Source organism: Nocardiopsis sp. TRM 82005, assembly GCF_056312425.1.
The window spans coordinates 275393-301975 of sequence record NZ_JBWDTQ010000005.1; the positions used below are offsets into that span (position 1 = coordinate 275393).

The 26583-nt window shown below is 71.1% G+C and carries 25 protein-coding genes; 11 read left to right on the top strand and 14 right to left on the bottom strand.

From position 1 onward, the window contains the following. Positions 1-17: 17 nt before the first annotated feature. Positions 18-3782, bottom strand: coding sequence for an RHS repeat domain-containing protein (locus AC0T5L_RS03755; protein ID WP_476163916.1), 3765 nt, complete (start codon positions 3780-3782; stop codon positions 18-20). A 322-nt stretch (positions 3783-4104) separates the two neighbouring features. Here AC0T5L_RS03755 and AC0T5L_RS03760 point away from each other — a divergent pair, with 322 nt between their 5' ends. Then, positions 4105-5508, top strand: coding sequence for a hypothetical protein (locus AC0T5L_RS03760; protein WP_476163917.1), 1404 nt, complete (start codon positions 4105-4107; stop codon positions 5506-5508). Between the two features lie 59 nt (positions 5509-5567). On the opposite strand, the gene AC0T5L_RS03765 is transcribed toward AC0T5L_RS03760, so the two are convergent. Continuing rightward, positions 5568-7112, bottom strand: a complete 1545-nt coding sequence (locus tag AC0T5L_RS03765) for a hypothetical protein (protein WP_476163918.1) — start codon at positions 7110-7112, stop codon at positions 5568-5570. 118 nt (positions 7113-7230) lie between these two features. After that, positions 7231-7851 carry a YigZ family protein gene (locus AC0T5L_RS03770; protein ID WP_476163919.1) on the bottom strand — a complete coding sequence of 207 codons (621 nt, stop codon included), beginning with the start codon at positions 7849-7851 and terminating at the stop codon, positions 7231-7233. Positions 7852-7986: 135 nt separating this feature from the next. Here AC0T5L_RS03770 and AC0T5L_RS03775 point away from each other — a divergent pair, with 135 nt between their 5' ends. The 3 genes from AC0T5L_RS03775 (at position 7987) to AC0T5L_RS03785 (ending at position 9907) form a co-directional block, all read left to right on the top strand. Continuing rightward, positions 7987-8703 carry a helix-turn-helix transcriptional regulator gene (locus AC0T5L_RS03775; protein ID WP_476163920.1) on the top strand — a complete coding sequence of 239 codons (717 nt, stop codon included), beginning with the start codon at positions 7987-7989 and terminating at the stop codon, positions 8701-8703. Positions 8704-8736: 33 nt separating this feature from the next. After that, on the top strand, positions 8737-9219 hold the full coding sequence (locus AC0T5L_RS03780) for a DUF3291 domain-containing protein (RefSeq protein WP_476163921.1): 483 nt from the start codon (positions 8737-8739) through the stop codon (positions 9217-9219). A gap of 64 nt (positions 9220-9283) precedes the next feature. After that, positions 9284-9907, top strand: a complete 624-nt coding sequence (locus AC0T5L_RS03785) for a superoxide dismutase family protein (protein ID WP_476163922.1) — start codon at positions 9284-9286, stop codon at positions 9905-9907. Positions 9908-9982: 75 nt separating this feature from the next. Here AC0T5L_RS03785 and AC0T5L_RS03790 read toward each other — a convergent pair whose 3' ends face one another. Next, complete coding sequence (locus tag AC0T5L_RS03790) at positions 9983-10699, bottom strand: YidC/Oxa1 family membrane protein insertase (RefSeq protein ID WP_476163923.1); 717 nt, start codon at positions 10697-10699, stop codon at positions 9983-9985. Positions 10700-10889: 190 nt separating this feature from the next. After that, positions 10890-11180, bottom strand: coding sequence for a DUF6412 domain-containing protein (locus AC0T5L_RS03795; RefSeq protein WP_476163924.1), 291 nt, complete (start codon positions 11178-11180; stop codon positions 10890-10892). Positions 11181-11407: 227 nt separating this feature from the next. On the opposite strand from AC0T5L_RS03795, the gene AC0T5L_RS03800 reads away from it, so the two are divergent. Further along, on the top strand, positions 11408-11725 hold the full coding sequence (locus AC0T5L_RS03800; protein WP_476163925.1) for a hypothetical protein: 318 nt from the start codon (positions 11408-11410) through the stop codon (positions 11723-11725). Positions 11726-11801: 76 nt separating this feature from the next. Then, on the top strand, positions 11802-12182 hold the full coding sequence (locus tag AC0T5L_RS03805; protein ID WP_476163926.1) for a RidA family protein: 381 nt from the start codon (positions 11802-11804) through the stop codon (positions 12180-12182). Between the two features lie 48 nt (positions 12183-12230). Here AC0T5L_RS03805 and AC0T5L_RS03810 read toward each other — a convergent pair whose 3' ends face one another. Next, positions 12231-12887: a class I SAM-dependent methyltransferase gene (locus AC0T5L_RS03810; protein WP_476163927.1), complete on the bottom strand. Its 657-nt coding sequence runs from the start codon at positions 12885-12887 to the stop codon at positions 12231-12233. Between the two features lie 257 nt (positions 12888-13144). Between AC0T5L_RS03810 and AC0T5L_RS03815 the strand changes: the two genes are divergently transcribed. Next, positions 13145-13471, top strand: a complete 327-nt coding sequence (locus AC0T5L_RS03815; protein WP_476163928.1) for a hypothetical protein — start codon at positions 13145-13147, stop codon at positions 13469-13471. Positions 13472-13519: 48 nt separating this feature from the next. On the opposite strand, the gene AC0T5L_RS03820 is transcribed toward AC0T5L_RS03815, so the two are convergent. From AC0T5L_RS03820 to AC0T5L_RS03830, 3 genes are all read right to left on the bottom strand, one after another. Continuing rightward, positions 13520-14152, bottom strand: a complete 633-nt coding sequence (locus tag AC0T5L_RS03820) for a TetR/AcrR family transcriptional regulator (RefSeq protein ID WP_476163929.1) — start codon at positions 14150-14152, stop codon at positions 13520-13522. A 161-nt stretch (positions 14153-14313) separates the two neighbouring features. Next, positions 14314-14763, bottom strand: a complete 450-nt coding sequence (locus AC0T5L_RS03825) for an N-acetyltransferase family protein (protein WP_476164095.1) — start codon at positions 14761-14763, stop codon at positions 14314-14316. A gap of 183 nt (positions 14764-14946) precedes the next feature. Then, entirely contained in the window at positions 14947-16251 is a 1305-nt protein-coding gene (locus AC0T5L_RS03830) for a cell division protein DivIVA (RefSeq protein WP_476164096.1), read from the bottom strand. Positions 16252-16649: 398 nt separating this feature from the next. Here AC0T5L_RS03830 and AC0T5L_RS03835 point away from each other — a divergent pair, with 398 nt between their 5' ends. The 3 genes from AC0T5L_RS03835 (at position 16650) to AC0T5L_RS03845 (ending at position 18812) form a co-directional block, all read left to right on the top strand. After that, a complete protein-coding gene (locus AC0T5L_RS03835; protein ID WP_476163930.1) occupies positions 16650-17207 on the top strand; it encodes a gamma carbonic anhydrase family protein in 558 nt (185 codons plus the stop codon). 207 nt (positions 17208-17414) lie between these two features. Next, on the top strand, positions 17415-17903 hold the full coding sequence (locus AC0T5L_RS03840) for a hypothetical protein (protein ID WP_476163931.1): 489 nt from the start codon (positions 17415-17417) through the stop codon (positions 17901-17903). 153 nt (positions 17904-18056) lie between these two features. After that, on the top strand, positions 18057-18812 hold the full coding sequence (locus tag AC0T5L_RS03845; protein ID WP_476163932.1) for a hypothetical protein: 756 nt from the start codon (positions 18057-18059) through the stop codon (positions 18810-18812). A gap of 6 nt (positions 18813-18818) precedes the next feature. Here the strand turns inward: AC0T5L_RS03845 and AC0T5L_RS03850 are convergent, their stop codons facing one another. The 4 genes from AC0T5L_RS03850 to AC0T5L_RS03865 all read right to left on the bottom strand — a co-directional run bounded on the left by AC0T5L_RS03850 (position 18819) and on the right by AC0T5L_RS03865 (position 22774). Continuing rightward, on the bottom strand, positions 18819-20009 hold the full coding sequence (locus AC0T5L_RS03850; RefSeq protein WP_476163933.1) for a sensor histidine kinase: 1191 nt from the start codon (positions 20007-20009) through the stop codon (positions 18819-18821). Between the two features lie 134 nt (positions 20010-20143). Further along, complete coding sequence (locus AC0T5L_RS03855) at positions 20144-21001, bottom strand: ABC transporter permease (RefSeq protein ID WP_476163934.1); 858 nt, start codon at positions 20999-21001, stop codon at positions 20144-20146. A gap of 60 nt (positions 21002-21061) precedes the next feature. Continuing rightward, entirely contained in the window at positions 21062-22054 is a 993-nt protein-coding gene (locus AC0T5L_RS03860) for an ABC transporter ATP-binding protein (RefSeq protein ID WP_476163935.1), read from the bottom strand. A 93-nt stretch (positions 22055-22147) separates the two neighbouring features. Beyond that, positions 22148-22774, bottom strand: coding sequence for a TetR/AcrR family transcriptional regulator (locus AC0T5L_RS03865; protein WP_476163936.1), 627 nt, complete (start codon positions 22772-22774; stop codon positions 22148-22150). Between the two features lie 69 nt (positions 22775-22843). On the opposite strand from AC0T5L_RS03865, the gene AC0T5L_RS03870 reads away from it, so the two are divergent. Next, entirely contained in the window at positions 22844-24130 is a 1287-nt protein-coding gene (locus tag AC0T5L_RS03870) for an alpha/beta hydrolase fold domain-containing protein (RefSeq protein ID WP_476163937.1), read from the top strand. Positions 24131-24264: 134 nt separating this feature from the next. Here AC0T5L_RS03870 and AC0T5L_RS03875 read toward each other — a convergent pair whose 3' ends face one another. Then, complete coding sequence (locus tag AC0T5L_RS03875; RefSeq protein ID WP_476163938.1) at positions 24265-26472, bottom strand: (Fe-S)-binding protein; 2208 nt, start codon at positions 26470-26472, stop codon at positions 24265-24267. Between the last annotated feature and the right edge of the window lie 111 nt (positions 26473-26583).

A 26583-nucleotide genomic window follows, 5' to 3' on the forward strand; every position in this document is an offset into this window, starting at 1 on the left:
GGGCCCTCCCTTTCTCCCTAGCCTCCGGCTTCGGTGAGTTTCTCACCGAGCAGCCGCCGTTCCCGCGCGATCCTGTCCATGACCTCGTCCATCCGCCGGCGCTCCGCGTCGGACATGTCGCCGCGCTCGGCGAGGTGCTCCTCGCGCATCTCCGGGGAGAGGGCCGCGTCCAGGACCGCGATGTGGTCCCTGAGGTCCTCCTTCACAGCACCCATGACCTTCGGCACCTCCTCGTCCTGCCCGGCGGCCTCCGCCTGCGCGGCCAGGTTCTCCTGGTGGAGCCCCGGTTCGTGGTGCTCTATGTACTCCTCCTTGAGGTCGTTGCGCATGGCCTGGTGGCCCATCTCCATGGGGATGTCGGCGAGGTCGCCACCGGGCATCCTCCCGAGCTCCTCGTAAGCACCCTTGGGGAGGGCGGTGGCGACCTGCATGGCGTTCTGGATCCAGTAGGGCTTGTCGATACTGACCTCGTCGTCCCACCACTCCTGCCAGAGCCGAAGGTTGTCCATGCCGAACCCTCCGGCCAGGTTGAGGACGTTCTTGGCGACCTGCCAGACGGCTTCCTGGCCCGCCGCCCGGATCGAGCCGGGCTCAGGCCGGGTCGAGTTCGGGAGCCCGCCCTGGTCACCGTTCCGGTCGGGGTAGTCCACCCTCTGCGCAGAACCGTCGGGGTTGGAGACCCGAACCCCGTCCTGGTTGATGTGCAGGTCGGGGTTCTCCGGCCCGTTGTCCACCCGGACGCTGCCGCGCCCCTCCCTGACCGTGGTCTCGCCGTCGGTGAGCGTGGTCCGGCCGTTGGCGGTCTGCGTGCCCTCGACGTCCCCGCTACGGAAGCTGACGTCGTCGGAGGGGCGGTGGGGAAGGCGTCCCGCCTCTCCCGGGGGACGCGCGTCGATCCGGTGGTCGGGGTGCGTGCCCCCGCTGACACCGCCGCGGGAGTCGGCCGACACCTGCCATCCGGGCGTGTCCCGGCCCGCGTCCCCGGCGTGCTCCCCCGTTCGCGGCGGAGTGTGTCCGGGGCCGTCCGGGGAGGGCCCGCGCACGCTGACGCCGCCGGGTCCGGTGTCGATGGTGCGGTTCCCGTTCCTGATGCTGCGGCTGGCTCCGTCGGAGGGCACGTCCGTGCGGACCCGGCCGTCCTCGATCCGTGTCCGCACGTTGAAACCGTCCCGGGTGGTCACGTTGGCCTCGGCGCCGTCGTGCCCGGCGACGGTCGTGCGGTCGTCTCCGTCGCCTCGCGTGGTCTGCGCCGTACCCTCGCCGGGCGCCCTCCCGTAAGCGGCCTCGGTCCGCGTGGTGCCGTCGCTCACGTGCGTGCCGTTCCGATCGCTTCCGGCGCTGACGCCGCCGGGACCCCTGGCCGTGACGCTGCCCGTCCCGGTGTCGGAGCCGACACGGTGGGTGCCGGTGCCCATCTCGGTCGATCCGTTCGAACGGCGGGTGACCTGAAGCGCGTCCCCGTCACCGTTCTCGGGTGTGCGCGTGGACATCTCGCCGTCGCGTGAGGTCGTCACCGTCCAGCCCTGGGACGTCTCCATCCGCAGGGAGGGTTCGGCGCCCTGGGAGCCGGGCCTGGGCACGACCGACACCCTGGCTCCGTCCGAGACGACGTAGGGCTCGCCCGTGTCGGGGTCGCGGCTCAGCGGCGGGTAGTGGCCGTGCGGTTCTCCGTCGGGACCGTAGGAGCGCCTGGTCCCGTCGGAGTGCCACACCTGGACACTGGTCCGGCCTTCGCGATCCAGCACCACGACACCGGTGCCGTCCTCGGTGCGGACCTGGCCCGGCCAGGCGTCGCTGCCGCGAGGACCGTCGCCGTCGATCCTGACGTGGCCGTCCGCGTCCTGAGTGGCGCGCGGGGAGGGGGAGGGGTTGTCCGTCCGGATGTCGGCGCTGCCGTCCTCGCGGACCGTGGCGTGGGAGCCGGCCCCGTCGGCGATGCCCGCCCCGTTGTCCCACTGCTGGATGTCGACACCGCGCGCCTCGTCGACGGCCCTGACCGAGCCGGGTCCGGCGCTGATCCTGGTGCCGCCGGAATCGATGGTCGCGGTGTCCGAACCCCGGTCGTAGCTCTGCGAGCTCCCGGACTCGGTGTCCATCCGGTAACCGTCGGAGCCGACCTCGGCGCTTCGGCCGTCCGGATCGATGACCTCGGTCCGGGGGACGCTCCCGGTGCCGTCGGGCTCCGGCCGGGAGATGGTCGGGCCGGACCCGCCGAAGTCGAGGTCGACGCGGTCGCTGCCGCTCTGGGTGATCTGCGCGGGCTCGTCGTTTCCACCGGGATGGACCGAGAGCCCGTCGTCGGTCCGGATGGCGGGACCGCCATCCGGGTCCCTGGACACGGTGACGCTGCTGTCGTCACCGGTCGGAACGCTGATCTCGTTGTCCCGGTAGGAGGCACCCGGAGTGCCGCCCGGGCCGGTCAGGTCGACGGTTCCGCTCCCCCCGTCGCGCGTGGTGCTGACGGAGGAGTCGTCGGGACGGCTCACCTGGAACCCGTCGTCGCCGGCACGGACGGACATGTCGCCGACCGAAACGTCGTCGGGGCTCACCGTCATGGTGAAGTCCGGCTGCCCCTCACCGCCGGGGTGGGTGTAGGTGGTGGTCGGGGTCCCGTCCGGGCCGGAGCCACTGTTGTAGTTCCCACCGCCCTCGCCGCCGAAGAACGAGGGCAGGTGCCCGTGGTCCCGGGCCACTCCGGCGCTGGCACCGAGGGCGTTGGTGCCGAACGCACCGAGGAGCTCGTGCCCGAGATGGATGTCGTCCATGTCCTTGCCCGCGCCGACCTGCACGGCGACCGAGGACCCCATGCCGACGGCGGTGTCCCGGGTGACGGAGTAGGCGACGTCCGCGCTGACGTGGTTCGCCCGGAACCTGGTGAAGTTGGTGCTGCCCCTGCGGACGCCGCTGGCGACCCGGGTGCTCACCTGCTGGACGCCCCGGCCGGCCCGTGTGGAGGCGGCGGCGCCACGGAGCCCCCGGCCCATGGGGCCGGTCATCGGCCGGGCGAACCGGGCGAGGGCCTGTCCGCCCTTCAGGAACGCGCCGCCCGGAACCAGGGAGAGCGCGTCCATGCCGAGGGTGACGACGGTCTCCATGTTGAAGCCGAGCTTGTCCTCCCGGAACAGTCTGGCCGAACTCACCGCGAACATGGCGACTGCCAGGGCGATGCCCAGACCGGGGATGAAGATGGCCGCCAGGCCCGCGACGATCGTGATCACGGCGGTGAGGATCGGGTTCTCCTCCACCCATGTGACGACCGCGTCCAGCCACCCCCACAGCTCGCGCGGACTGCCCTGTTCGGCCTTTTCCAGAGCGGTCCTGCACGTGTCGACGGCCTCGTTCATCGTGGTGATGATCTGGTCCAGACGACCGATGTACTCCGCCTGGAGGGAGTCGTCCCCGTCCTTCCACTCCTCGGGGTCGTCCAGGCCCTGGTGGGCCTGGTCCGCCAGGCGGGCGACGGTCCCGCTGCAGTCCCTGGCTGCCTGGAGGGCCCCGTACCAGGTGTTCAGCGCGTCGTAGCCCCCCTCGTAGGCTTCGTGGGCCTTGTCCAGGTACTTGGGCAGCTCCTTGACGAACTCCTGGAGGGTCTCAGCGGTCTTGCCCTCACCGAAGTTGTCGTCGTCGAGCCTGCGGACGTCGCGGGCGGCGTTCTCCGCCGCGTCCGACAGCCGCTCGTAGAAGTCCTTCAGGGCCTTGACGTCCTCCGGGTCCCAGGGGACCGGGTCCTTGACCTGGTCGAAGAGCTCCCATTTCAGATACTCACGCGGTTGCTGCGCCACGTCCCGTCGTACTCGCTTTCCAGTTCCCAGAACGGCGCGGATCGGGGCGCGCCACGGGGAGGGCGGCGCGATCCGCCGGGGGCGTCGGAGCCCGGGGCACTGGGGCCCAGTGCGGACCCGACATCATAGACTGCCACGCCCGTGAGTGAACAGACGCCCCGGGAGCGAGCTGAGTTCCCGTGAACCGGGCACCGATTTCCGCCGTCTCCCCCAGAGGCGACCCACCAGCGAAGACAGCCACAGGAGAGAGCGAGTGACCCTGACAGCGGCGGCACGATCCGGACACCCTCGCACCCGATGTTCCTGGTGGCCACGGGCGGCCGTGGCCGTCCTCGCCGGTCCGGCCCTCGTCGCGGCGCTGGTGGCGCCGGCCGCCGCGGACGCGGGGACGGAGGAGGAGACCTACGAGATCTGCCCGACGGTGTACTACTACGTGGTTCCCGAGGGCTCCCCCGGCCTGGACTCCATCGCCGAACTCATCCTGGGCGGCTCCGAACGCTCCGACGAGATCTACGAGTACAACTCGGGCCGCACCCAGGCCGACGGCGGCGCCCTCGGCGAGGACCGCGAGGTGGCCCCCGGATGGCGCCTGGTGGTGCCCTTCGACGCCGGAGGCGAGGGTGTCTACGAGGGCCCCGACCCCCTGTGCGTGCTCTCGGTGGACCAGGCCAACATAGCGGGCGTCACCCCGCCCACCCCTCCCCCGGCACCGCCCGCGTACACCCCGCCGCCGGAGGACGAGCCGTCCGAGGAGTCCGCCGCCTCCGCCTCGGGGGAGGACGAGAAGCCGGCCATCGACCCGCGTATCCTCGCCGTGGGCGCGGCGGGCCTGATCCTGCTGACCCTCATCACCCTGTTCTGGCAGCCGATCGGCCGGGCCGTCACCTGGCCGTTCCGCAAGGCCGCCGCGGTCAGGGCCGACCGGCCCAAGGGGCGGCGGCCCTCGCGGCCCGGAGCCGCCGCGCGGCGCCGCCGGGCCGCGACCGACCTGATCGCCTCCGACCCAAGTGCCCCGCGCCGTGCCGGAGCCGCGCACGCGGAGCTGATCGGCGCACCGGCGGATGTGCCCGCACGGCCCGTCGCCCTCCTGACCACGCCCACCGAGACGACCGGCGTGGTGCCCGGCGGAGCGACCCCCCCTCCGGCAACCTCCTGGCGGGTCGTGGACACCACCACCTGGCGGTACGGCAGCGGCCGGTCGTCGGCACCCGTGCACTTCGGCACGTCCGTGCAGACGAGGATGGGAACCGCGCTGCGGGGCGTGCTGGTGTGCCTGGGGCAGAAGGAGGACACCGACGCGCTCGTGCACGTGGACTTCACCCGGATGCGCGGGCTTCTGGCCGTGGACGGGGACCCCAAGGTGGCCGCCGACACGGTGCGGGTGGTCGCCGACGGGCTGCACGCGGCCGGGCTGTCAGTGCGGGTGCTCAGGCCAGGGCGTCCTCTGCACTCGCTGGTGCCGGACACGACCCCGGTGGTGACCGCCCCGGATCCGATCCACGGTCTGGACCCGGGCCCGGAGGCGCCGGCGGCGGTGGTCGTCCCGCGCCCGCTGGGGCAGGCCGACGCACATGTACTGACGAACCTTCCGCCGAGCACGATCGTGGTCGCCGCGGGTTCCTCGCACGCCGCCCGCTGGCAGTGGGAGGCGTTCGACGACGGCACGGTGGACACTGGTGCGCTGGGGATCGACGTGGTCGTGCGGCTGCCCGAGCGGAGGAGCTGAGGGAGCGGTCCTCCCGGGCGGTACCGGGTACCGCGCTGGGCACAGTGGTACGGAGGACCTCAGCCGGAACCGCCGTCGGAGGCCTCGGCGGACCCGTCGTCCGCGGACTCCGCCGAGGGGCCCTCGGAAGGGCCCTCCTCCGGGGGCGGACCGTAGACGAAACGCTGCCTGTCGTGGACGAGGACGGCGTGCCCGCTCTCGGTGACCGCCTCCACGTACGCCGGCGTCTCATCCTCGACCACGTCCATGGTGACGGCGTCGAGCACCAGCTGCCGGTCCTGGCCGGTACTGGTGCGGGAGTCCCCGTAGACGAGGCCGTCGAAGGCGAAGGCCGGGGAGATCGGCTCGGCGTCGTCCTCCATGCCCCACAGGACCTCTCCGGCGGCCAGGCCGATCGCGACCACCGGGGCCTCACGGCTGGCCTGGGGCAGCAGGAGCGTACCGGTGCCGGCGTCGTACAGGCTGCCCGTGGCCCCCGCTGAGTCGAACGGCTCGGCGATCGGGTTCGTGCCCGGCTCCTCCAGGGTCCACAGCGGGTCGCCGGTCTCCGGGTCGTGCGCGGAGAGCGTGGAATGCGCCTCGGACTGGGCCCAGCGCAGCAGCAGGACCTCCTCGGCCCCGGCCTCATCGGCCTCCTCGTCGTCGCCGGTGTCCCCCTCGTCCCCGCTGGATTCCTCCGGTTCACTCCCGGGCTCGTGCAGCGGGTAGAAGCCGATCACCTGCGGCGCGGGGACGGGCGCGGAGGTGGGCAGGCCCAGGTCCGCGTCCTCACCGTCGATCGTCCACAGCTCCTCGCCCCCGGAGCCGGAGCCGGAGCCGGAGTCAGGATCGACGGAGTAGGCATGCAGGACGGGACCTCCGGAGGCGAGCAGGACCAGGTCGTCCCGGGCGGCCACGGGCACGCCCAGGCCGGGCTCCTCCTCGGCTTCTTCGCCGACCTCCTCGTCGGCCCCGTCCGAATCGCTCCCCGGGGTTTCCGAACCCTCCGAGCCCCCCTCGGCCTCGGGATCCTCCTCGGCCTCGGCCTCGAAGTCGTAGGACCACAGCTCGTCGCCCTCGGCATCCAGCAGTGAGAAGGCGCCGTGGGGCTCCTCCCCGCTCCACCCGGCGGGGTGGCGCACGGCGAGGCCGTCGAGGTAGGCGTCCCCCTCCTCGGCCGGCTCCCACAACCGCTCTCCGAGGGAGTTCAGGACGAACGGGGTCCCGTCAGTGTCCGCCATGCGCAGGACCCGCTCGCCGTCGCGGTCGGTGTCGAACCCGCGGAAGCGTGCCCCGCCCTCCCACAGGGCCTCCCCGGTGGCGGCGTCGTGCAGCAGATGGCGGTCCTCGCCGCCGGAGCTGACGAGAAAGGCGTCGCCGACCGGGCTGATCCGTACCCCGGAGGGATCGTCGAAGATCTCGTGGACGTCCGCTGTGTCACCGTGCAGGTAACGCAGCACCTCACCCTCGATTCCGGGCGGCGCCTCCCCGCCGAAGGCGGTGGGGACCGGGGCCGGACCCTCCTCCGGCCGGGGTTCGGGGGGTTCCGGATCGCCGGTGCACGCGGCGGCCAGCAGCACCGCGAGGCCACAGGTGAGAGCCTGGGGCACCCGTGAGCTGCGCATGGACGGTTTCTCCCCACGAACGATGACGTTTACGGCAAATCCTAAGCCGCGCCATGATACGCCGACACACACGGACCGCCACTCGTTACAGCTCTGCGAACAACGCGTGCGGCGGGGATCAGGACTCCACCTCCACGACCGTGGTGCCCCTCACCGAGGACTCCGCCCTGCCACCGGTCAACTCGGCCAGGCGGAACTCGAAGTCCGCCAGCTCCTCCTCGGGCAGTGCCACCTCGATGCGGACCCGGTCGGCGTAGGAGACCCCGCGCACGGTCAGGGAGGAGTCGCGCAGGTCGCTCTCCAGGCGGCCGCCGAGCACGTAGTCGGCGAACACGTCCACGACGAGGAGCCGGCGCCGTTCCAGGACCCCGAACTCGTCCACGGCGGCGGAGACCGCGTTGCCGTAGGCCCGGATCAGCCCGCCCGCGCCGAGCTTGACCCCGCCGAAGTAACGGGTGACGACGGCGACGGTGTCGGTGAGCCGCCGGTGCCGCAGTACCTCGAGCATGGGCACCCCGGCGGTCCCGCCGGGCTCGCCGTCGTCGCTGGAGCGCTGCACGTCGCCCTGGTCACCGAGCACGTAGGCGGTGCAGTTGTGGTTGGCGCTCCAGTGCTCCTTGCGGCGCTCGGCGATGAAGGCGCGTGCGGCTTCCTCGCTGTCGGCCCTGGTCAGCGCGCAGATGAAGCGGGACTTCCTGATCTCCAGCTCGTACTCGCCGCCGCGTCTGATCGTTCGCATGTCGCCTGTTCGGCAGGGGTCGTGGTCGTCCACCAGTGTCCCATCCCGGCGGCCGGGAGCGGGCACGGGGCGGTGGCGCGAACAGCGGCGGCGGGCACCGGTCGCCCAGTGGTCCCTCGCGCGGACAATGGGGACATGGACGACTCCTCGATCGACGCGGCCCAGGCCCTGGCCGACCCCATGCGCCGCAAGCTGTACGAGTACGTGGCGGCGAGCGGCGAGACCAGCCGCGGGCAGGCCGCCGACGCGCTCGGCATCCAGCGCACCCTGGCCGCGCACCACCTGGACCGGCTGGCGGACGCGGGGCTGCTGGAGACGTCCCAGCGCAAGGTGAGCGGCCGTGAGGGGCCGGGTTCGGGACGTCCGGCCAAGATGTACCGGCGTTCCGGCAGGGAGCTGTCGCTGCACCTGCCGCCGAGGGACTACGAGATGGCCGCCCACGTGCTGGCGGAGGCGGTGGAGCGGCACGGCGCGGAGGAGGCCCTGTACGCGGTCGCGCGCGAGGAGGGCCGCAGGGTCGGGGCCGGGCACCGGGGCGGGCCGATCACCGAGCTGCTGCGTGCGCGGGGTTACGAGCCCGAGGAGGAACGGGGGGCCGGCCCCGGGGCGGAGGGCGGCCACGGTGGGGACCGCCGATGCGGCGACGAAGCGGACGCCGGAGACGGCGGCATGCGGCTGCGCAACTGCCCCTTCCACACCCTGGCGCGCACCTTTCCGCCACTGGCCTGCGGACTGAACCTGGAGCTGCTGCGCGGAATGCTGGAGGGGCGCGGTGAGGACGGTGGACGGGCCCGGATGGAGGCCCGTCCAGACCGGTGCTGCGTGGTGATTTCCAAAACCAATGAACGTTGACATAGAAGTTCAGGCTGTGGTGTGCTGTGCCCCATGAGCGCGCCCCCCTCCTCCGGTTACCACCTGGCCCAGATCAACGTCGGCACCCTGAAGGCACCCCTCAGCGACCCCTCCATGGAGGGGTTCACCTCTCGGCTCGACCCCGTCAACGCCCTGGCGGACACAGCACCGGGGTTCGTGTGGCGGCTGGTCGAGGAGGGCGGGGAGGACGCCACCGGCCTGCGTCCCTTCGGCGACGCGCTCCTGATCAACTACTCCGTCTGGGAGGACGTGGAGTCGCTGTGGAACTTCACGTACCGGAGCGAGCACCTGGAGCTGCTGCGCGGACGGAGGGAGTGGTTCAACCGCTTCAAGGGCGCGCATCTGGCCCTGTGGTGGGTTTCCAGCGGTACGATCCCCACAGTCGAGGAGGCCGGAAGGCGCCTGGACCTGTTGCGCGAGCACGGCCCCACCCCGGAGGCCTTCACCCTCAGGACGCCCTTCCCTCCCCCTGCAGACCACGCTCCGCACGTCTAGTTATCGTTTGGACACTTTGGGTAGTCTTGCGGGCGACCGTTGAAAACACACCGGGAGTTCCGTCATGCGCAAGACACCGCTCACCCTCGGCCTGGCCCTGACAGCGATCCTCGCTGCCGGTTGCGCGCAGTCCGATCCCGCCGCCAGTGACGGATCCGCCGCCCCCGACACCTCGGACGCCCAGCCCACCGCCTCCCCCAGCGTGACCGCGTCCACCTTCCTGCCGCCCGGCGAGGGCACGGGCGCCATCACCTACGACGAGACCGCCGTACCCGAGGGCGCCACCTCCGACGTCCAGGTGCGCGAGCAGAACGGCGAGACCTACGTGCAGTTCACCGGCACCGGCCTGGCGGCCGACCGCGACTTCGGCGCCCATGTGCACACCCAGCCCTGCGGCGAGAAGCCCGGGGACGCGGGTCCGCACTACCAGAACGAGGCCGATCCGGCCGCCGCCGAGGACGAGCCCTCCACCGACCCCGAGTACGCCAACCCCGAGAACGAGATCTGGCTGGACTTCACCACCGACGAGCGCGGTAACGCCTACGCCACCACCACGGTGGACTGGGAGTTCCGCGAGGGCGAGGCCCGGTCCCTGGTACTGCACGAGCACCACACCGAGACCGGTGAGGGCGAGGGCGAGGCCGGTACCGCGGGGGATCGTCTGGCCTGCGTCAGCGTCGACTTCTGAGGCCGACGGCCCCTCCCGGGGCACGGGCCCGGGAGGAGCCGGGGGAACAGGCCGGACCCGCCGTCACCGGCCCGCTCAGTCGGGGATGATCCGGCGCAGGAGGAGCCGCTCGCCCAGCGCCCAGGCACCGGAGGTCAGCAGGTACAGACCTCCGGCCAGCGGCACGAGGGCGGCCACCACCACGGTCATGAACTGCATGTAGCTCAGGACGCCCAGCTGCGGCTGGTTCGGGTTGGCCGCCGCGTTCGCCCGCATGACGGGCAGCATGAGATAGCGGCGGTTCGCCCAGGCCACGAGGGCGATCAGAGCGATGACGGCGGCGAACACGGGCGCCACGAGCAGCCCGTCGGCGCTGGCCGCCATGGTCGCGTCCAGTCCGACACCGCCGAAGGTGTGCTCGAGCATCGGCTCCCCGGTGCTTCCCGCCCCGATGAACACGCCGTAGATCGCGACCATGACGGGCATCTGCGCCAGGGAGGGCAGACAGCCCGCCAGCGGTGAGGTGCCAGCCTCGGTGTAGACCTTGCGCTGTTCGGCGACGAGCTTCTCGGGGTTCTTGCGGTGCTTGGCGGTGACCTCGGCCAGCCGTGGGGCCAGGCGCGCACGGGCCTTTTCCGCGCGGACCTGCATCACGCCCAGGGGCACGAGCAGCAGGCGCACGATCACGGTCAGGACCACGACGGCGAGGCCGGCCGCCAGTCCCGCGGTGAGAGGCGTGAGCAGCGAGGTGAGGGTGGCGAGGATCGTCGAGAGCAGTGTCATGGCGGCCGCGATCGGCCCGAAGCTGTACAAGGTCGGATGGCCCTTCGTCCGGAAAGTGCAGGGAGACAGACGTCGGGCCGCTCGGGGCCGTGTACCCGCCTGAGCCGCGGGAGCACCCGGGACGGTCTGCGCCTTCCGGGGCCGTCGGCGCGTGGAGGCGCCGGGCACGGTGAACACGGGGACACGCGCACGCCGAGGCGTGCGAGGCGTGACGGAACGGTCAGCGAGCGGCCGGAGCGGCCGCCCCCGGTGCTCTCGGACGGGGGCGTCCGGCCGCGTCGGGGTCGCGGAGAGTAGGCACGGGCAGGCATGCCGACCGGCGGCGCATCGCGTGCGCCGCGCCCGTGGCGGTGTCGCCCACGGGCCATGGACCGGTGCCGCGCAGGACGTAGCAGGCGATGGCCGTGCCGACGGTGGCCAGCAGCAGGGCCAGGGTGACGGGGGCCGGGAGGAGTTCGGCCGGGACGGCGCCCAGCATGAGGAACTCGAAGAGCGTGAAGAAGAGGCTCATGGCGTCCTCCCTCCACGTCCGCGGTCGGTTCGCATCCTATCCGTGCCGGGAGCGGCCCGACAATGCGCGGTCGGCTCCCGGGCGACACGACAGGAGAAATCCGCCGACACTCCGCCCGAGCTCCTCTCGGTTCGCGTGATCCTGTAGCTAAATGACACAGAGTAACCAACTCCGTACTCGCGAGGAGCCGTCGTGCCCGTGCGAGCCCAGCAGAGAAGGGGAATCACGTGCCGATCCGCCCTGCGAACCTCGCCACCATGTCCGCCACCATCGCCGGAGCGATCGCCGGACTGTCAAGCAGAGAGGATCAGGCTCCCACCGTCCGTGTCACCTTCGAGTCCGGCTATGAGCAGACCGTGGAGAACGGGGGCTGCCGCACCCTCAAGACCGGACAGGGCGGCGTCACCGGGATCGCCACGGAGGGCAAGGTCAGGTACGCCCTCTTCTCCGGCACGAGCTGCCAGGGCAGCCGAGCCCTGGCCTCCGGGCACGGCTCGGTGAGCTTCGGCGACCCGGTCCTCGCGGGCGCCATCGTCATCGGCTGACCGTCCGCCCCGGCACCGCGCCAGCGCGCACGTACACGCGGCCGCGAAGCCACACCTCCAGCGAAGGAGTCCACGGATGTCCAAGAAGGCGGTCCACACCGACAACGCCCCCGTCCCCGCCGGCGCGTACAGCCAGGGAGTCGTCGTGGACGGGCTCCTGTACACCGCGGGCTTCGGGCCGCAGGAGCCTGGGACCGGCCGGGTGGCACCGAGCGTGGGCGAGCAGACCGCCCAGGTACTGGCCAACCTCTCCGCCGTTCTCGCCGAGCACGGCCTGACCCTGGATGACGTCGTGAAGGCGACCGTCCACCTGGAGAACCTCAAGGCGGACTTCGCCGAGTTCGACGCCGTGTACGAGGAGCACTTCACCGCGCCCTATCCCGTGCGCACCGCAGTGGGGTCGGATCTGGCCAACATCCTGGTCGAGATCGACGCGGTGGCCAGGATCCGCGACTGACGGGCCGTCCGCGGGACAGCCGCCCCTCCAGCCGTCCCGCGGACGCGGTCAGGCGCTCCTTCGGGCGCGGACCACCAGGTCGTGCACGGTGTAGGTCCTCCCGCCCATGGTGGAGGCCCCGGGACGTGCCTCGTCGACCAGCACCGTCCACTCCCCCTCGGGCAGGGCGGCCACCACCTCGTCGCCCGTGTAGAACATCTCCGGGAACGGCGGGCGCGGCACCCCCTCCTCCAGGTCCCGGGGATGGTGCGCGACGACCAGGAGCTCTCCCCCGGGTGCGACCGCCGAGGCCAGCGCCGGGAAGAGCCGCGCGCGGTCCTTCGGCTCCAGGTGCATGTACTGCGACGTCACCAGCTCGAACGCGGCCTCGGGCGGGGCCCACCGGGTCACGTCCGCCTGCGTCCACGTAATCCGCCCGGCCACGTCCTCGCCGCGTTCCCGGGCGTGGGCCCCGCCCTTCTCCAACGCCACAGTCGAGATGTCGAGCGCGGTCACCCGCCAGCCGCGCTCGGCCAGCCAGACCGCGTCGGCCCCCTCGCCGCTGCCCACGTCCAGTGCCCGGCCGGGTGCCAGGCCAGCCGCCTCGGCCACCAGGCGGCGATTGGGCTCTCCGCTCCAGATCCGCGCCTCCGAACGGTAGCGCTCGTTCCAGAAGTCCTCGCCCATGTCCTGGGGCAGGGGGTTCGTCGTGTGTTCGTCGGCCATGTCCGCCACCTCCGCGCCCCACTCTTCCCGCAGGACCCGCGGAGCACGAACTTCTTTGCCGTAACGGCAAAACATGTCGTCAGGACCACCCCTACGGATACCGCGTTCCCCGCGGTCCTCACCGAGCCCTCCACCGGCAGCGCACGCATGGTGGCGGAAGGACCGCGAAAATGCCGAAAAAAGGGGAAATGGTCGTAGTTCTCCGCTAACCTACGCAGGTCCGAAACAGACTCTCCCCCAACACGAAGAGGCACACCATGATCATCTGGAAGGGCTGGGGCATTCTGGTCCTGCTGATCGGGGCGGTCTTCACCGTTCCCCTGGGATTCGGTGCGGCTGCGCTCCTCGGTAGTGAGCGCGCCGGTTTCGGCGCCGGACTGGGACTCGTCCTGGCCTCGGTCGCCGTGTTCTTCGTCGGCCAGAAGCTCAACGCCCCCGTCCGGGGCTTCCACCCCGCCACCGGTCAGCCCGTGCTCTACCGCAACTCGCACACGTTCTTCTTCGTGCCGATGCAGTACTGGGCCTTCCTCCTGCCCGTCGGCGCCGTCGCGGCGGTCATCGCCTCGGTCCCCGCCCTGGCCTGAGGCTGACGGACGGCGGCCTTCCACACTCCCGAAGGCCGTCGTCCCAGATCACAACGGCCCCTCGGACCTCTCCGCCCCACCCGGCCCCTCCGGTGCGTCGAAGTCCTCCAGGCACAGGTCCAGCAGAGCATGGAGCCGTTTCGTGAGCAGCTCGCGGTTCAGGTCTCTCAGCGCCGTCGCCCCCTCGACCAACCGCACCCGGGTCAGCCCCAGCATCACCGCCGCCATCAGGGATGCGTGCGCCCGTGCGCCGTCCACCCCCAGATAGGTCGTCAGGGGATCGATCATCGCGGTGGTGATCCGTCCCTGGTAGACCGCTTGCAGGTCGGGATCGCCCGCCGAGTCGTCCAGGGCGCGCTGGAGCGCGGTGCCCTCACCGTGCATGCGGCTCACCGCGTGTTCGGCCAGGCGCCGTGTGAGAGTGGCGGGATCACCCTCGATCAGCCCGGGGAAGACGCCGTCCTCGCGGAGGAGTTCGGTCAGCAGGCCGCGCTTGGCTCCGAAGTAGCGGTTGATCAGCGCGACGTTGACCCCCGCGTGCGAGGCGATCATCCTCGACGACACCGAGCCGTACCCCTCGTTGGTGAACAGCTCCTTGGCGCTGGCGAGGATGCGAGCCCTCGTGGCCTCCCGGCCCCGCGTCGGCCCAGCACCGCCTCCGGTCTCTTCCGGACGGTCCATCTGCACACCCCTTGGCGGCTGTGATCTGGCTTCAGTCCTCCAGGCTGACACCTCTGAAGACCTCACGCATACCGAAACGTGAGGAGAGATATCGCTTTGCCAGGTAAACAGAGTTTACCTACATCCGGAAACGGGACCGCACAGCACGCGACCGACCGGGATCAGAGGTAGCGGCGGAAGCTCTCGGCGGACTTGTCGAAGCCCAACGAGGCGTAGAACCGGTGGGCGCCCCGCCCGTCCTCGTGGGACAGGAGCTCCATCTTGTAGCACCCGGCCTGTGTGGCGCGGTCCAGCGCGTCCTCCATCAGGGCCCGGCCGATACCCCGGCCCCGGGCCAGGGGGTCGACCACGAGGTTGTCCACCACCGCCCAGGGCTGGGCGTCATGGGTCAGGTTCGCCACTACCAGCAGGTCCAGGGTGCCGATGATCTGCCCGCGCTGCTCGGCGACGAGGATCGTGCGGTCGGGGTCGTTCTCCATCCGCGTCCAGGCACGTACGGCCGCAGAGGACATGCGGACGTGAGCGCTCTGCGTGCGGGTGGTGTCACCGAGTTCCCTGAGCAGGCGCAGAATCGCACCGAGGTCGGACCGGATGGCCGCGCGGATAATCATGGCTGTCGGCATCGTAGCCGACAACCTGTGACAAGGCGGACGCCACCCTACAACTGGCCATAAAACGCCGGGGGCGGGGACTGCGTCCCCACCCCCGGAAACCGTTCCGCACGAGGGACGGCGTTCCTGCTCCCCGTCGTCGTGGCGCACGGGCACATGAGCGGCGCGGTCGGATCGGGGCGTCTAGGGCTTACGGATGACCCGAACACCCTCATCGCCCGTGGGCGGCTGGTTCGGGCCGAACTGCTGGTTCGGACCAGCCTGCTGGCCCGGGCCGGACTCCGGACGGCGGTATACGCCGGTGATACCCGGATCGCCTCCGGTGGCCCGCGTGTCCGAATGGTCCTGCTGGCCGCCGGAGTGGTTCTGCTGCGCCTCAGGCCGTCCCTGCTGCGTGCCCTGGGCGCCCTCCGGCGCGGGAGCGTTGAAACGTGCGCCCTGCGGAGGACGGGACGCGGCCTGCGCCTGAGCGTCCTTCTCCTCCTCGGGCGGGGCCTGCCCGGCCTTCGGGGAATCCTGTTCGGCCTGTTCCGGCTTGGCCACCGGCTTGATACGCACGGTCGCCTCGTCCGTCTCCTGCTGGAGCGGAGGCAGTTTGGTGGTCGCCTCGGACTGCTCCTCCTTGCGCTCCGGCTCGGGCTTGGCGGCCTGGGCGGACTCGGCCTCCTCGGAGCGGGCCGCTTCCTTCCGTCCGGGCTCCTGCGACTTCGCCTCGGCCTCCCCCGACCTGCCAGAAGCGGGCTTGGCCGGCTGAGCGGGCTGAGCGGACTTGGCGGGCTGAGCGGACTTGGCCGCGCCGTCCTGCTTGCCGGCCTGATCCGGTGCGGAAGCCGAGTCCTCCCGGGCCAGGCCGGCCTCCAGGACGCCCGCCTCGTCCTCGGCCGCGACCAGGTCGGCCAGGGTCGAGTGCATGTCCTTGAGACGGCGCAGCGCCTCGGCGTGCGTGGCCGTGAGCGTGGCGAGCCTGCGGTCCGCCGTGTCGTGGATCTTCTTCGCGCGTGCTTCGGCCTCGCTCAGACGGCGGTCGCCCTCCCGCTTGGCCTGCTCGCGGAGCTGGTCGGCCTCCTTCTTGGCGCTGTCGACCATCTCGGTGGCCTCCGAGCGCGCGGAGGAGACGATCCGCTCGGCGTGCTGCTCGGAGTCCTTGCGATGCTTGGCGATCTCATCCTGGGCCTTTTTCTCGGCCTCCTTCACGTCGGCCTCGACCCTGGAGCGGCGCTCCTTGGCCTCCTCCTCGGCGATCCGTAGGATCTCGGCCATGCGCTCGCTGATCTGCTCGTGCTCAGGCTTGACCTGAGCCTTCTCGCGGGCGATGGCGAGGTCGCGCTTGTACTGCTCCAGCTCGTCGTCCATCCGCTGCAAGCGCTCGCGGAGGCTCTTGAACTGGTTGTCCATCCGTACGTAGTAGTCGTCGACGTGCGCCTTGTCGTAGCCGCCCTTGCGCACCGTCGGGAACCTGTCTTGTTGCAGTCCGCCGCCCGGCAACATATCGCTCATGTGCCTTTCATGTCCTTAACACCGTTTGACTGCGCATAGAAGAAGGTGCGAGTTTGCCCGTACCCATTGTCACAAGGACACCCATCGGGCCCCGTTAGCGACATCCGCCCGATAGTGTCCTTTTTCCGCGTCGGCTCGGCCGTATGGGGGGAAGTGGTCGAGAGCGGAGCGTAGCGTCGTGGACACCGTCCAGATGACCAAGGTAGACACGCGCGAAGCGACCACGTCAAGATCCCCGACAGGTACATCGCCGTGCGGACCCTGGTCCCGTTCTTACTAAGGTATGCGCGATCATCCCCGTACGGGGGTAGAGCGGTCAACTTCCCGCTGGTCCGGCCCCGCGGGGGGAGAACGGACACGGCGGCACAAGACGCAGGGAGGGCCACGAGATGAGTAGTGCGACGGACGCGGGGAACGGATCCGCTGGGCCGCGCGTGGGCGGCGCCGACTTCGGACGGCCGGAGATCCACCCCACCGCGTGGATCGCGCCCGGAGCGGTCGTGGTCGGCCGCGTGCGCCTGGGCGCTCAGAGCAGCGTCTGGTACGGGTCGGTGCTACGCGCCGACAGTGAGGACGTCGTCGTCGGGGACAGGGTCAACATCCAGGACCAGTGCGGCCTGCACTCCGACCCCGGCGAACCCGCCGTCCTGCACGACGATGTGAGCCTGGGCCACAAGGCGATGGTGCACGGCGCCGTCGTGGAGGAGGGCGCGCTCATCGGCATCGGCGCGATCGTCCTGGGCGGCGCCCGCGTGGGCCGGGGGGCGCTGGTCGCTGCTGGCTCCCTCGTCCCGCCCGGTAAGACCGTCCCGCCGGACACCCTGTGGGCGGGCGTGCCCGGCAAGGTGATCCGCGAACTGAACGACGACGACCGGCTCGTGCTCCAGCACACCCCGGCTCATTACGCCGCGCTCGCGGTCCAGCACCAGGACGTCACCTGGGGGTGACCCGAAAGCACCGCACCGAGCGCTCCTGGCTAACACGGGTGACCCCCGCTCTGGTCCTCACGGGTCATGTGCGGACACGTGCTCCCGCATACCCTGGAAACCCATGCCGCGTGGGACCGGTTCTGTCGCGCCCGTGCCCCACGGCAGCCCTGACCGGGCCACCGGCACACCTTCCGCGACACCGTCGTCGCCGGGAGGTGAGCGCACGTGGAACACGACACGGACCTGCGTCCGCACGACCGTCCCACCCTCCACGACCACGTCGCGCTGGATGAGATCGAGCTGTACGCCGAGGTGCTCATCGCCGTGGCCGACGCCGACCACCAGCTCACCCCGGACGAGATCGACCGCGTACTCGGGCTCCCGCCCCGGGGCGACGGAACCGGGAACGGCGTCGGGGCGGAGGATCCCCGGCCGGACACGGCGGACGCGCGAACGGACCGGGCCGAAGGGCGGGCCGTGCGGCCGACCGGGCCTTCCCCGCGCGTTCCGGAGCGGGCCCCGGGCACACGGCCGTCCGAGCCACGTGAGGAGGAACCCGGGACCCACGTGCTCCCCGACACCGGGCCCCTGCTCCCCGGGATGCGCGTCCTACCGGAGGCGCCGCCGTTCACCGACATGCTCCCGGTGCCGTTCAACAGGCCCCTCACGGCACGGAACCCGCCCGTTCTCCCCCTCACCGCATGGCCGCCCTGACGGCATGGACCGGTTCTTCCACGTTTCCCGCCCCTCGGCGGGGAACGGCCTCATCCGGCCACCCGTGTCCGGCTCCCTTCGCTCTCCCAGTGGGTACTTCCTCTGCGGGGCGCCCCCTCGCGCCCCGCAGAGGACACCTTCCAGGAGAGGTACATGCAGCCAGAGGATCCGGACCGCCAGGAGACCCGGGGCGGTGTCGACACGCGTCCCCGCCCCCGGCAGGGGCCCGACTCCACGCGCCGGGCGACGCTGGCCGTCGCGCTCGCCGTAACCTTCGTCCTCCTACTGGTCACCGCCGCCGGCCTGGGCCTGTTCCTGTCCGGTAACGGCCTCCTCTCCGGTTCGGGCCCCCTCACGTCCGATGGGAGCGGCGGGACCGCTGAGAGCGAGGAGGACACCGCTCCGGGCGGCTCCGCGGCCGGGAACGCCGACGAGGACGCCCGCGTGCCTGAGGGCACGGTCGAGGACCCCGCGTCGGGGCTGTCCTACCAGCTGCCGGGCGAGGACTGGCAGCGGCTCGGCGACGACGAGGTCCCTCCGGAGTACTCCTCGCACGCGGTGTACGGGTCCCCGGACGACCCCGACGCGTTCATCGTGACCGGCAGCGGGGACCTCGGCCCGGGGGAGTCGCTACCCGTGGCCGGAGCGCGCCTGGCCCTGGACGCGCTGGGCGACCTGGTCACCGACACCGGATCTCTCCGGGTGGAACCCTCCGGCCCGACCGAGGTGGACGGCGCCTCAGCGTTCGAGGCCGCCGTGGGCGGCGGCGCGGAGGTCTCCTACGGACGGTTCCTGCTGGTGGAGACGGTCGACCAGAAGGGCTCGTTCATGCTCGGGCTCAACACGGGCGAGGGGCCGGAGGCCTCCGCCGCCGTCGACGCGGCCTTCGAGACGGTGGAGCTCCTCTGAGGGGCCTCAGAGGGGGATCACGGTCCGGAGCAGGAAACCGCCGGTACCGGTGCGCGCCGCCGACATGGACCCTCCGCCCATCGAGACACGCTCGGACAGCCCCGCCAGCCCGTTGCCTGAGGACTCCTCCCAGGTCCCGTTCCCGCGTGCCCGGTCGTTGGACACCTCCACCACCAGGGCCCGGCCCACCGCGACGTCCCTGGCCGGTGTGAAGACGATCTGGCACTCGGTGGCGTCGCTGTGCCGCAGCACGTTGGTGGCGCCCTCCCGGACCACCCACGCGGCCAGCGCCGCCCGGTCCGGGGGCAGCACCAGACCGTCCAGCCCGGTGACGGACACCCGGGTGCCGTTGGCGGCCAGGACGGCGCTCACCGACTCCACCTCATCCGCGAGGTCGACCTCGCGGTAGCCGCTCACCGCGGTGCGTACCTGCTGGAGAGCCTTGCGGGCGAGTTCGTGCACCTCGTTCATCTCCGCGGCGGCCCGTTCCGGCGCGCGTTCGGCCAGCTTGCCCGCCAGTTCGGCCTTGACCGCCAGGGCCGACAGGCTGTGTCCGAGCAGGTCGTGCATGTCCCGGGCGAAACGCAGGCGTTCCTCGGTGACCGCGAGCTGGGCGCGTGCGGCCTGCCCCCGGACCGCGTCGTTGGTGACGTCCCACAGCCAGAGGGAGGCGAGGGAGCCCGCGGCCAGGACCAGGGCCCAGCTGACCGCGCCGACCCACATCACCAGGAAGGAGAGGAGGTTGACGTCCGTGGGGACGAGCGGGATGAACAACCAGGGCAGTACCAACAACCCCAGGGTGACCGCGACTCCACGCCCGCGGGGCGTCACGAACACCCCGATCCCCCACCAGGCGGCCAGGAAGAACATGGAGGTGAGGGGGTTCTGGAGGGCGGCGCTGCCGATGACGGCCAGCACGATCGACCCCCAGTAGAGACGGGGGTCGGGGTCGCGCCGCCCGTCGATCCTGCTGCGCAGCATCAGTACGAGCGCGGCGCTGAGCGGGACCGCGGCGACTTCAGCGACGAGGGGGCGCCACAGGGAGAGGTCGTCCGCGGCCATGGCCGCCTCCATCAGCGGGAAGACGAACAGCATCACGAGCAGGAACGCCATCGATCCCAGGATGATGAGCCTGGCGACGCGGAGCTTGCGGTCGTTCCGGGCGTCCCCGGCTGACGGCGTCCCGTTCTCTGTCAACGCGGTGCCTCCTCGTGAGCGGGTTCCTGGCCGGTCCGGGATCTCTCCCCGGGCACCGTGGACACGGGTCCAGTGTCCCGTGCCGGGGAGGCCGTCCGTCCCCGGCCTCCCCGACACCTCGGTACCGCCGCCCCTCAGGGCTGGCGGGGGTCCCACCTGAAGTACCGGCGCACCAGCAGCCCCATCACCGTGATCCAGGCGAGCATGATTCCGATGGAGGGCAGGGCGGCGATCCACAGGCCCGCGTAGCTCTTCTCCTCCCCCTCACCGAAGCCCCGGAAGGCGTCGTAGCCGGAGTAGGCGGTCTGTGCCATCTCCCCGGCGGGGAGGGAGGGAACGAAGCCGACGACCACGCGAGCGCTCTCCGGCAGGACCTCCAACGGGATGATGCCGCCGCCCAGGAACAGCAGGACCATCATGGGCAGCATCGAGATCATCTGGGCGGCCTCGGCGTTGCGGACGACCGTCGTGAGGAGCAGCCCCAGCAGGGAGAACATGACGGCGCTGAGGACGACGGCGACGACGAGCATCAGCGGGTCCCGGGGCAGGCTCCCGAAGACGGCGAAGACCAGGGCGGCCACCACCACCATCATGGCCAGGGAGAGGACCACCACGACCGCGATGACACCGCCGAAGATCGCCTGCTGGGGCACCCCGCTGACCCGCAGCCGCTTGAGGACCAGCGCCTCCCGCCGAGCGGTGAACACGTTGGAGGGATGTCCGACGCCAAGGATGAGCCCGATGGAGCCGATGGTGGCGACCATGGCCATCTGGCCCGTCCCGAAGCCGGGGACCACCTCGTTGTTCGGGAGGTTCATGGCCATGAAGGCGAAGAACGGCGGTAGGACCAGGTACATCCAGGCGGTCTTGTACCGCATGAACAGGGTGAACTCGGTCCGGGCCAGGCGGAGGCCCTGCTTCAGCCAGCTGGCGGTGGGCCGGAGACCGGGACTGGTGGTCTCACCGGCGGGTGCGGTGGTGCTCGTGCTCATGGCGGTGTCTCCTCGAAGGGCTCTGCGGGGCGGGGTCGGCGCGGAACGCGGCGGCGTGCGTCAGGCCAGTTCGGCGGCGCCGTCCGCGACACGGAGGAACACGTCCTCCAGGGAGGCGCCGCGGACCTGGAGGTGCTTGAGCGTGGTTCCGCGTTCGGCCGCCCACGCGACGAGCGCCGCGACCGCGTGGTGCGCCCGGTCGGCCACGTCCTCGCCCATGGCCGTGTAGGTGGCCCACGGGGTGTGGTCGCGTGTCTCCACGACCAGTTCGGTGCCGGGCAGCTCGGGCAGGTCGCCGGTGCGCACGTCCTCGGGGAGCAGGAAACTCACCCGGTCGCCCCAGCCCGCCAACACGCCGGACAGGGTGCCCTCGACCCTCACCTCGCCGCGGTGCATGATCGCCAGCCGGTCGGCGAGCCGCTCGGCCTCCTCCAGGTAGTGGGTGGTGAGCAGGATCGCGACCCCGTCCCGCTTCAGGTTGGAGATGATCCGCCACGTCTCCAGCCGTGCCTCGGGGTCCATGCCGGTCGTCGGCTCGTCCAGGTACAGCACCTCGGGCCGGGTCACCAGGGCCAGGGCCAGGTCCAGGCGGCGCTTCTGACCTCCGGAGAGCTGCCGGACCGCGACCTTGCGCTTGTCCGCCAGGTTCACCATGTCCAGGATCTCGGCGGCGGATCGGGGGGCGGCGGCGAGGTCGCGGGCGAGGTCCATGGTCTCGTCGACGCTCAGGTCATCCAGCAGGCCGCTTCCCTGGAGGACCGCGTTGGTGCGCTCACGGACACCGTGGGGCTGGCCGTAGGGGTCGGTCCCGAAGACCCGGACGGTGCCCGAGCTGGGGCGGCGGAAGCCCTCCAGGGTCTCGATGGTGGTGGTCTTGCCCGCGCCGTTGGTTCCGAGGAGGGCGAAGAGCTCGCCGGGGTGGATCTCGAAGGAGACCCCCTTGACCGCCTCGAAGTCGCCGTAGTGCTGGCGTAGGTCGCGGACGGCCACCACCGGTCCGGTGGTCTCCCGGCTGCTGGGGTCGGCCGCCTCGGTGTTCGCTGTCGTCGTCATACACCCAGGTTCCCGCCGAACCGGGGCCGCCGGACAGACGCCGTTGTCACCGGCTGCCGGTGTGGAACCTCCCGGAGGACCCACTGACAAATGTCATCCGCGGTGCGCTCCCCGCCGCCCTTCGGCGGTGACGGCGGCGACGGCCGCCGTCACCGCCGCGCGCTGGGCCTCCAGCGAGGCGCCCGGCGGCTGGCGGACGGCGCTGAGCCAGATCCCGTCCACCAGGACCAGCAGCAGCTCCACCAGGGCGTCCGTGTCCTGGCCCGGTGCCAGCTCACCCTGCTCGGCGGCGTGGGCGACGGCGGTTCGGAGGGCCGCGCGGGCCTGGACGTCGAGCTCGGCGAGTGTGTCCGCGAAGTCGGCGTCCACGGCGGCTCTCGCGTAGAACGCGGACCAGACACGGGCCTCGGCCAGACGCTCCTCGTCGGTGGGCAGCAGGTCGGTGAGGACCCGGCGCAGCCCCTCAGCGAAGGACAGCCCTCCGGGGCCGACACGGATTCCGGAGAACCGCCTTGCCACGTTGGCGAGCGCCTCGCGCAGGGCGAAGCGGAGCAGTTCGTCCTTGGTGCCGAAATCGCGTTGGACGGCGCCGACGGAGAGCCCCGCCTCGGTCGCCACGGTACGGATGCTGACGCTCTCCAAGCCCTCCCGTGCGGCGATCCGGTGGAGCGCGGCGGCCACGTGGCGGCGGCGTTCGTCCTTGTCTACGTACCTGGGCACGGCCGTATTCTGACACACTCCATACACTGATACAGTCGTATCGATACACGCGTATCAGAAGGAGGACGTATGACCCCCCGGCTCTTCACGCGAGACCGACTGGCCATGGCCGGACACTGGCTGTCTGTCGCCGTGGCGGGTGCGACCGCCCTTATCGGCACGTGCGCCGTGGCACTCGTCCTGCTGCCGCCGCCCACCTGGTCGGCGTGGCAGTTCGGACTGCTGGCACTGGAGTTCAGCCTGGTGTTCGCCGTGCTGGCCGCTGTCGGCCTGCTGCTGTCCCTCGTCGCGGTGAGACGCCCCCGGCCGCGCGCGAAGGCGGACGCCGGGCGCGCCGGACCGGTGTGGAGGCGGCGCCTCGCGGCTCTGGCCGCCACGGCCAACGGTGTCGTACTGGTCGCGGCGCTCGTCCCGCCCGCCGCGGTCTGGTCCACCGCACGCGCCGAGGACGTCCCGCTCAGCCTCGGCGAGTACACCGCCGGACTCGCCACCAGCACCGACCGCGCACCCGAGACCCGCGTCTACCTGCGGACCGACGGCTCCGGCGCCGAGGACGCCTCCACGCCCCAGGATCTGGAACTGGACGTGTGGGAGCCCGCGAACCGGGACGGCGACGCCCCGCTGCCGATCGTGGTGAACGTCCACGGAGGCGCGGACGACCTGCCGCAGAGCCTCCTCCCCCGCTGGGACACGTGGCTCGCCGACAGCGGGTACGTGGTGTTCGACGTCGACTACCGCTACTTCCCCGACGGGGACTGGTCAGCGCCGGTGTCCGACGTCAAGTGCGCGATCGGCTGGGCCCGCGAGCACGCCGGGGAGTACGGGGCCGATCCCGGGCGGGTCGCCGTGACCGGCCAGTCGGCGGGCGGTCTGCTCGCCCTCCTGGCCGGGTACACGTCGACCGAGGAGATCCCGCCGAGCTGTGCGGTACCGGACACCGGTGTCGACGCGGTCGTGGCGTGGTACTCGGTGGCCGACGGGACCGCCGACGCCCCCGAGGTGCCGTGGCGGCAGCGGCACTCCCCGATCGGTGAGGAGCTGGCCGAGGACACCAGGCGGATGATGGGCGGCACCCCGGACGAGGTGCCCGGGGAGTACGCGTTGAGCTCACCCCTGACCCACGTCTCCGCCGACACCCCTCCCACCCTGCTGGTCATGTCCGGCCACGACCTGTTTCTGGACGTGGAGGACAACCGGCGCCTCGCCGCACGGCTCGACGCCGCCGGTGTCCCGCACCGGCACCTGGAGATCCCCTGGGCGGAACACATGTTCGACCTCAACTGGGGAGGGTTCGCCAGCCAGGTCGCCCGGCACACGGTGGACGACTTCCTCACCGGACACCTCGCCCCCTCCTGACGAGGGGACGGGCCCGGGAACGGACCGTGTCGCGGTGCGCGGCCCCGTGCCTCCCGCGGCCCCGGCCAGACGTGGGAGTGGCCGGGGCCCGACCTCGCGGTCGGCGCCCCGGCCACTCCCAGGTACTCCGGGCGTCAGCCCTGGGTGTCGGCGGCGGCCTCCTTGGGCGCCTCCTCGCCCCGGACCGAGCGCAGCAGCAGCTGGGAGACGTCCACGACCTCCAGCGACTCCTTCGCCTCACCCTGCGACTTCTTCTCGTTGATCGCGTCGCCGAGCATGACCTGGCAGAACGGGCACGCGGTGGAGACGGTGTCGGGGTTGGTGGTCAGCGCCTCGTCCACACGCTCGGTGTTGATGCGCTTGCCGATCCGCTCCTCCATCCACATGCGTGCGCCGCCGGCGCCGCAGCAGAAGCCCCGCTCCTTGTGACGGTGCATCTCCTTCGTCTTGACCCCGGGGACCTGCGCCATGATGTCGCGCGGCGGCGTGTACACCTTGTTGTGGCGGCCCAGGAAGCAGGGGTCGTGGTAGGTGATGTTCTCGTCCACGGAGTTGACCGGCGTGAGCCTGTCCTCCTCCACGAGCTTGGCCAGCAACTGGCTGTGGTGGATGACCTCGTAGGTACCGCCGAGCTGCGGGTACTCGTTGGCGAGGGTGTTGAAGCAGTGCGGGCAGCTGGCCACGATCTTCGTGACACCGGCCTCGTTCAGTGTCTCCACGTTCTGCTGGGCGAGCATCTGGAAGACGTACTCCATGCCCAGGCGGCGCGCCGGGTCACCGGTGCAGGCCTCCATGCCGCCCATGACGGCGAACTTCACGCCCGCCATGTCCAGCAGTTCGGCGATGGCCTTGGTGGTCTTCTTGGCGCGGTCCTCCAGAGCACCGGCGCAGCCGACCCAGAACAGGTACTCGGTGTCCTCGGGCAGCTTGTCCTCGACGACCTGGACCTCGACCGGGTTCTCCTTGGCGGCCAGCTCCTCGACCCAGTCCATGCGCCGGTCCTCGGCCATGCCCCACGGGTTGCCCTTGTTCTCCAGGTTCTTGAGGAGCGTGTTGGCCTCGGACGGGAAGTTGGACTCGACCATCACCTGGTAGCGGCGCATGTCGAGGATGTGGTCGATGTGCTCGATGTCGACCGGGCACTGCTCGACGCAGGCACCGCAGTTGGTGCAGGCCCACAGCTCGTCGGGGTGGATGACGCCACCCTCCTCCTCGGTGCCCACCAGCGGCTTGTTGAGGAGGGAGAGGACGTCCACGCCCGCGTGGCTCTCGTCGGGCTGCTCGGCGAGGGTCTCCTCGGTGATGCCCTGGAGCAGGTACGGGGCCTTCTCGTAGGCGTGCTGTTGCAGGTCGAGGATGACCTTCTTGGGCGAGAGCGGCTTGCCGGTGTTCCAGGCCGGGCACTGGGACTGGCAGCGTCCGCACTCGGTGCAGGTACTGAAGTCCAGGAGGCCCTTCCAGGTGAAGTCCTCCAGCTTGCCCGCGCCGAACGGGTCCTCGTCGGGGTCGGCCTCCTCGAAGTCGAGGGGCTTGGTGCCGGTCCTGTCCATCATCTGCTTCGCGCCGCCCAGCGACGGGGAGCCGTCGGCGTTGCGCTTGAAGAAGATGTTGAACGGCGCGAGGAAGCGGTGCCAGCCGATGCCCATGGTGAGCACGCGGGCGATGACGACGAAGAACATGTAGCTGATGACCAGCTTGAACGCGGCGACCAGGGCGATGGCGGGCTCGGCGACCGCGGGGTCGCCGGGCAGGATCGCGCCGAGACCGGTGGAGACCGGCGTGGCCCAGGCCGGGAAGGGGAAGTCGCCCATGGCGGACTTGAGACCGCGGATCACGAAGATCGAGATCAGCAGGCCCCACAGGTAGGCCTCGACGTAGTACGCGGTCCAGTGCCGTGAGTTGGTGAACCGGGACTGGCGGCCGAGGCGGCCGGGGCCGTTGAGCAGCCGGTAGACGGTCAGGCCGACGATACCGACGAGGCTGGCCGCGGCGATGACCTCGATGACCAGGCCGTAGAGGGCCCAGTCGTAGATGATCGGCAGCTTGAAGTGCGGATCGAAGACCTCTCCCTGGGCCTCCACGACCGTGAAGACCAACAGCGGGAACGAGACCATCACGAACCAGTGGGCGACACCGACCCAGGGCCGCTTGAGCATCCGCCCGTGTCCGAGGATCTCGATGAGCGTCATGGTGAGCCGCTGGCCGAACGGCCCCTTGCGCTCCGGCTCCGCCGTACGGCCCACACCCACGGTTCGCACGATCTGGCGAATGCCCAGAGCGAACATGGTGAACGCGACCACGGCGAAGACCGAGGTGATGATGCCCAGTGTCAGGTACAGCATCGTCCGTGGCCTCCCATCCTGCTTCGTCGTCCGGTGCGCCACACACCGGCGGTCCAAGTCTATGTTACTTACGAGTAATAGCGCGTCCGCCACCGGACGGCCCGGCGCTCC

Excerpts from the sequence above, each read along its gene's own strand:
- AC0T5L_RS03815 (WP_476163928.1), top strand. The coding sequence starts at position 13,145 with ATGATCATCTGGAAGGGCTGGGGCATTCTGGTCCTGCTGATCGGGGCG.
- AC0T5L_RS03780 (WP_476163921.1), top strand. The coding sequence starts at position 8,737 with ATGAGCGCGCCCCCCTCCTCCGGTTACCACCTGGCCCAGATCAACGTC.
- AC0T5L_RS03805 (WP_476163926.1), top strand. The coding sequence starts at position 11,802 with ATGTCCAAGAAGGCGGTCCACACCGACAACGCCCCCGTCCCCGCCGGC.
- AC0T5L_RS03845 (WP_476163932.1), top strand. The coding sequence starts at position 18,057 with ATGCAGCCAGAGGATCCGGACCGCCAGGAGACCCGGGGCGGTGTCGAC.
- AC0T5L_RS03785 (WP_476163922.1), top strand. The coding sequence starts at position 9,284 with ATGCGCAAGACACCGCTCACCCTCGGCCTGGCCCTGACAGCGATCCTC.
- AC0T5L_RS03870 (WP_476163937.1), top strand. The coding sequence starts at position 22,844 with ATGACCCCCCGGCTCTTCACGCGAGACCGACTGGCCATGGCCGGACAC.
- AC0T5L_RS03765 (WP_476163918.1), bottom strand. The coding sequence starts at position 7,112 with ATGCGCAGCTCACGGGTGCCCCAGGCTCTCACCTGTGGCCTCGCGGTG.
- AC0T5L_RS03855 (WP_476163934.1), bottom strand. The coding sequence starts at position 21,001 with ATGAGCACGAGCACCACCGCACCCGCCGGTGAGACCACCAGTCCCGGT.
- AC0T5L_RS03825 (WP_476164095.1), bottom strand. The coding sequence starts at position 14,763 with ATGATTATCCGCGCGGCCATCCGGTCCGACCTCGGTGCGATTCTGCGC.
- AC0T5L_RS03820 (WP_476163929.1), bottom strand. The coding sequence starts at position 14,152 with ATGGACCGTCCGGAAGAGACCGGAGGCGGTGCTGGGCCGACGCGGGGC.
- AC0T5L_RS03830 (WP_476164096.1), bottom strand. The coding sequence starts at position 16,251 with ATGTTGCCGGGCGGCGGACTGCAACAAGACAGGTTCCCGACGGTGCGC.
- AC0T5L_RS03770 (WP_476163919.1), bottom strand. The coding sequence starts at position 7,851 with ATGCGAACGATCAGACGCGGCGGCGAGTACGAGCTGGAGATCAGGAAG.
- AC0T5L_RS03835 (WP_476163930.1), top strand. The coding sequence starts at position 16,650 with ATGAGTAGTGCGACGGACGCGGGGAACGGATCCGCTGGGCCGCGCGTG.
- AC0T5L_RS03810 (WP_476163927.1), bottom strand. The coding sequence starts at position 12,887 with ATGGCCGACGAACACACGACGAACCCCCTGCCCCAGGACATGGGCGAG.
- AC0T5L_RS03795 (WP_476163924.1), bottom strand. The coding sequence starts at position 11,180 with ATGAGCCTCTTCTTCACGCTCTTCGAGTTCCTCATGCTGGGCGCCGTC.
- AC0T5L_RS03775 (WP_476163920.1), top strand. The coding sequence starts at position 7,987 with ATGGACGACTCCTCGATCGACGCGGCCCAGGCCCTGGCCGACCCCATG.
- AC0T5L_RS03860 (WP_476163935.1), bottom strand. The coding sequence starts at position 22,054 with ATGACGACGACAGCGAACACCGAGGCGGCCGACCCCAGCAGCCGGGAG.
- AC0T5L_RS03875 (WP_476163938.1), bottom strand. The coding sequence starts at position 26,472 with ATGCTGTACCTGACACTGGGCATCATCACCTCGGTCTTCGCCGTGGTC.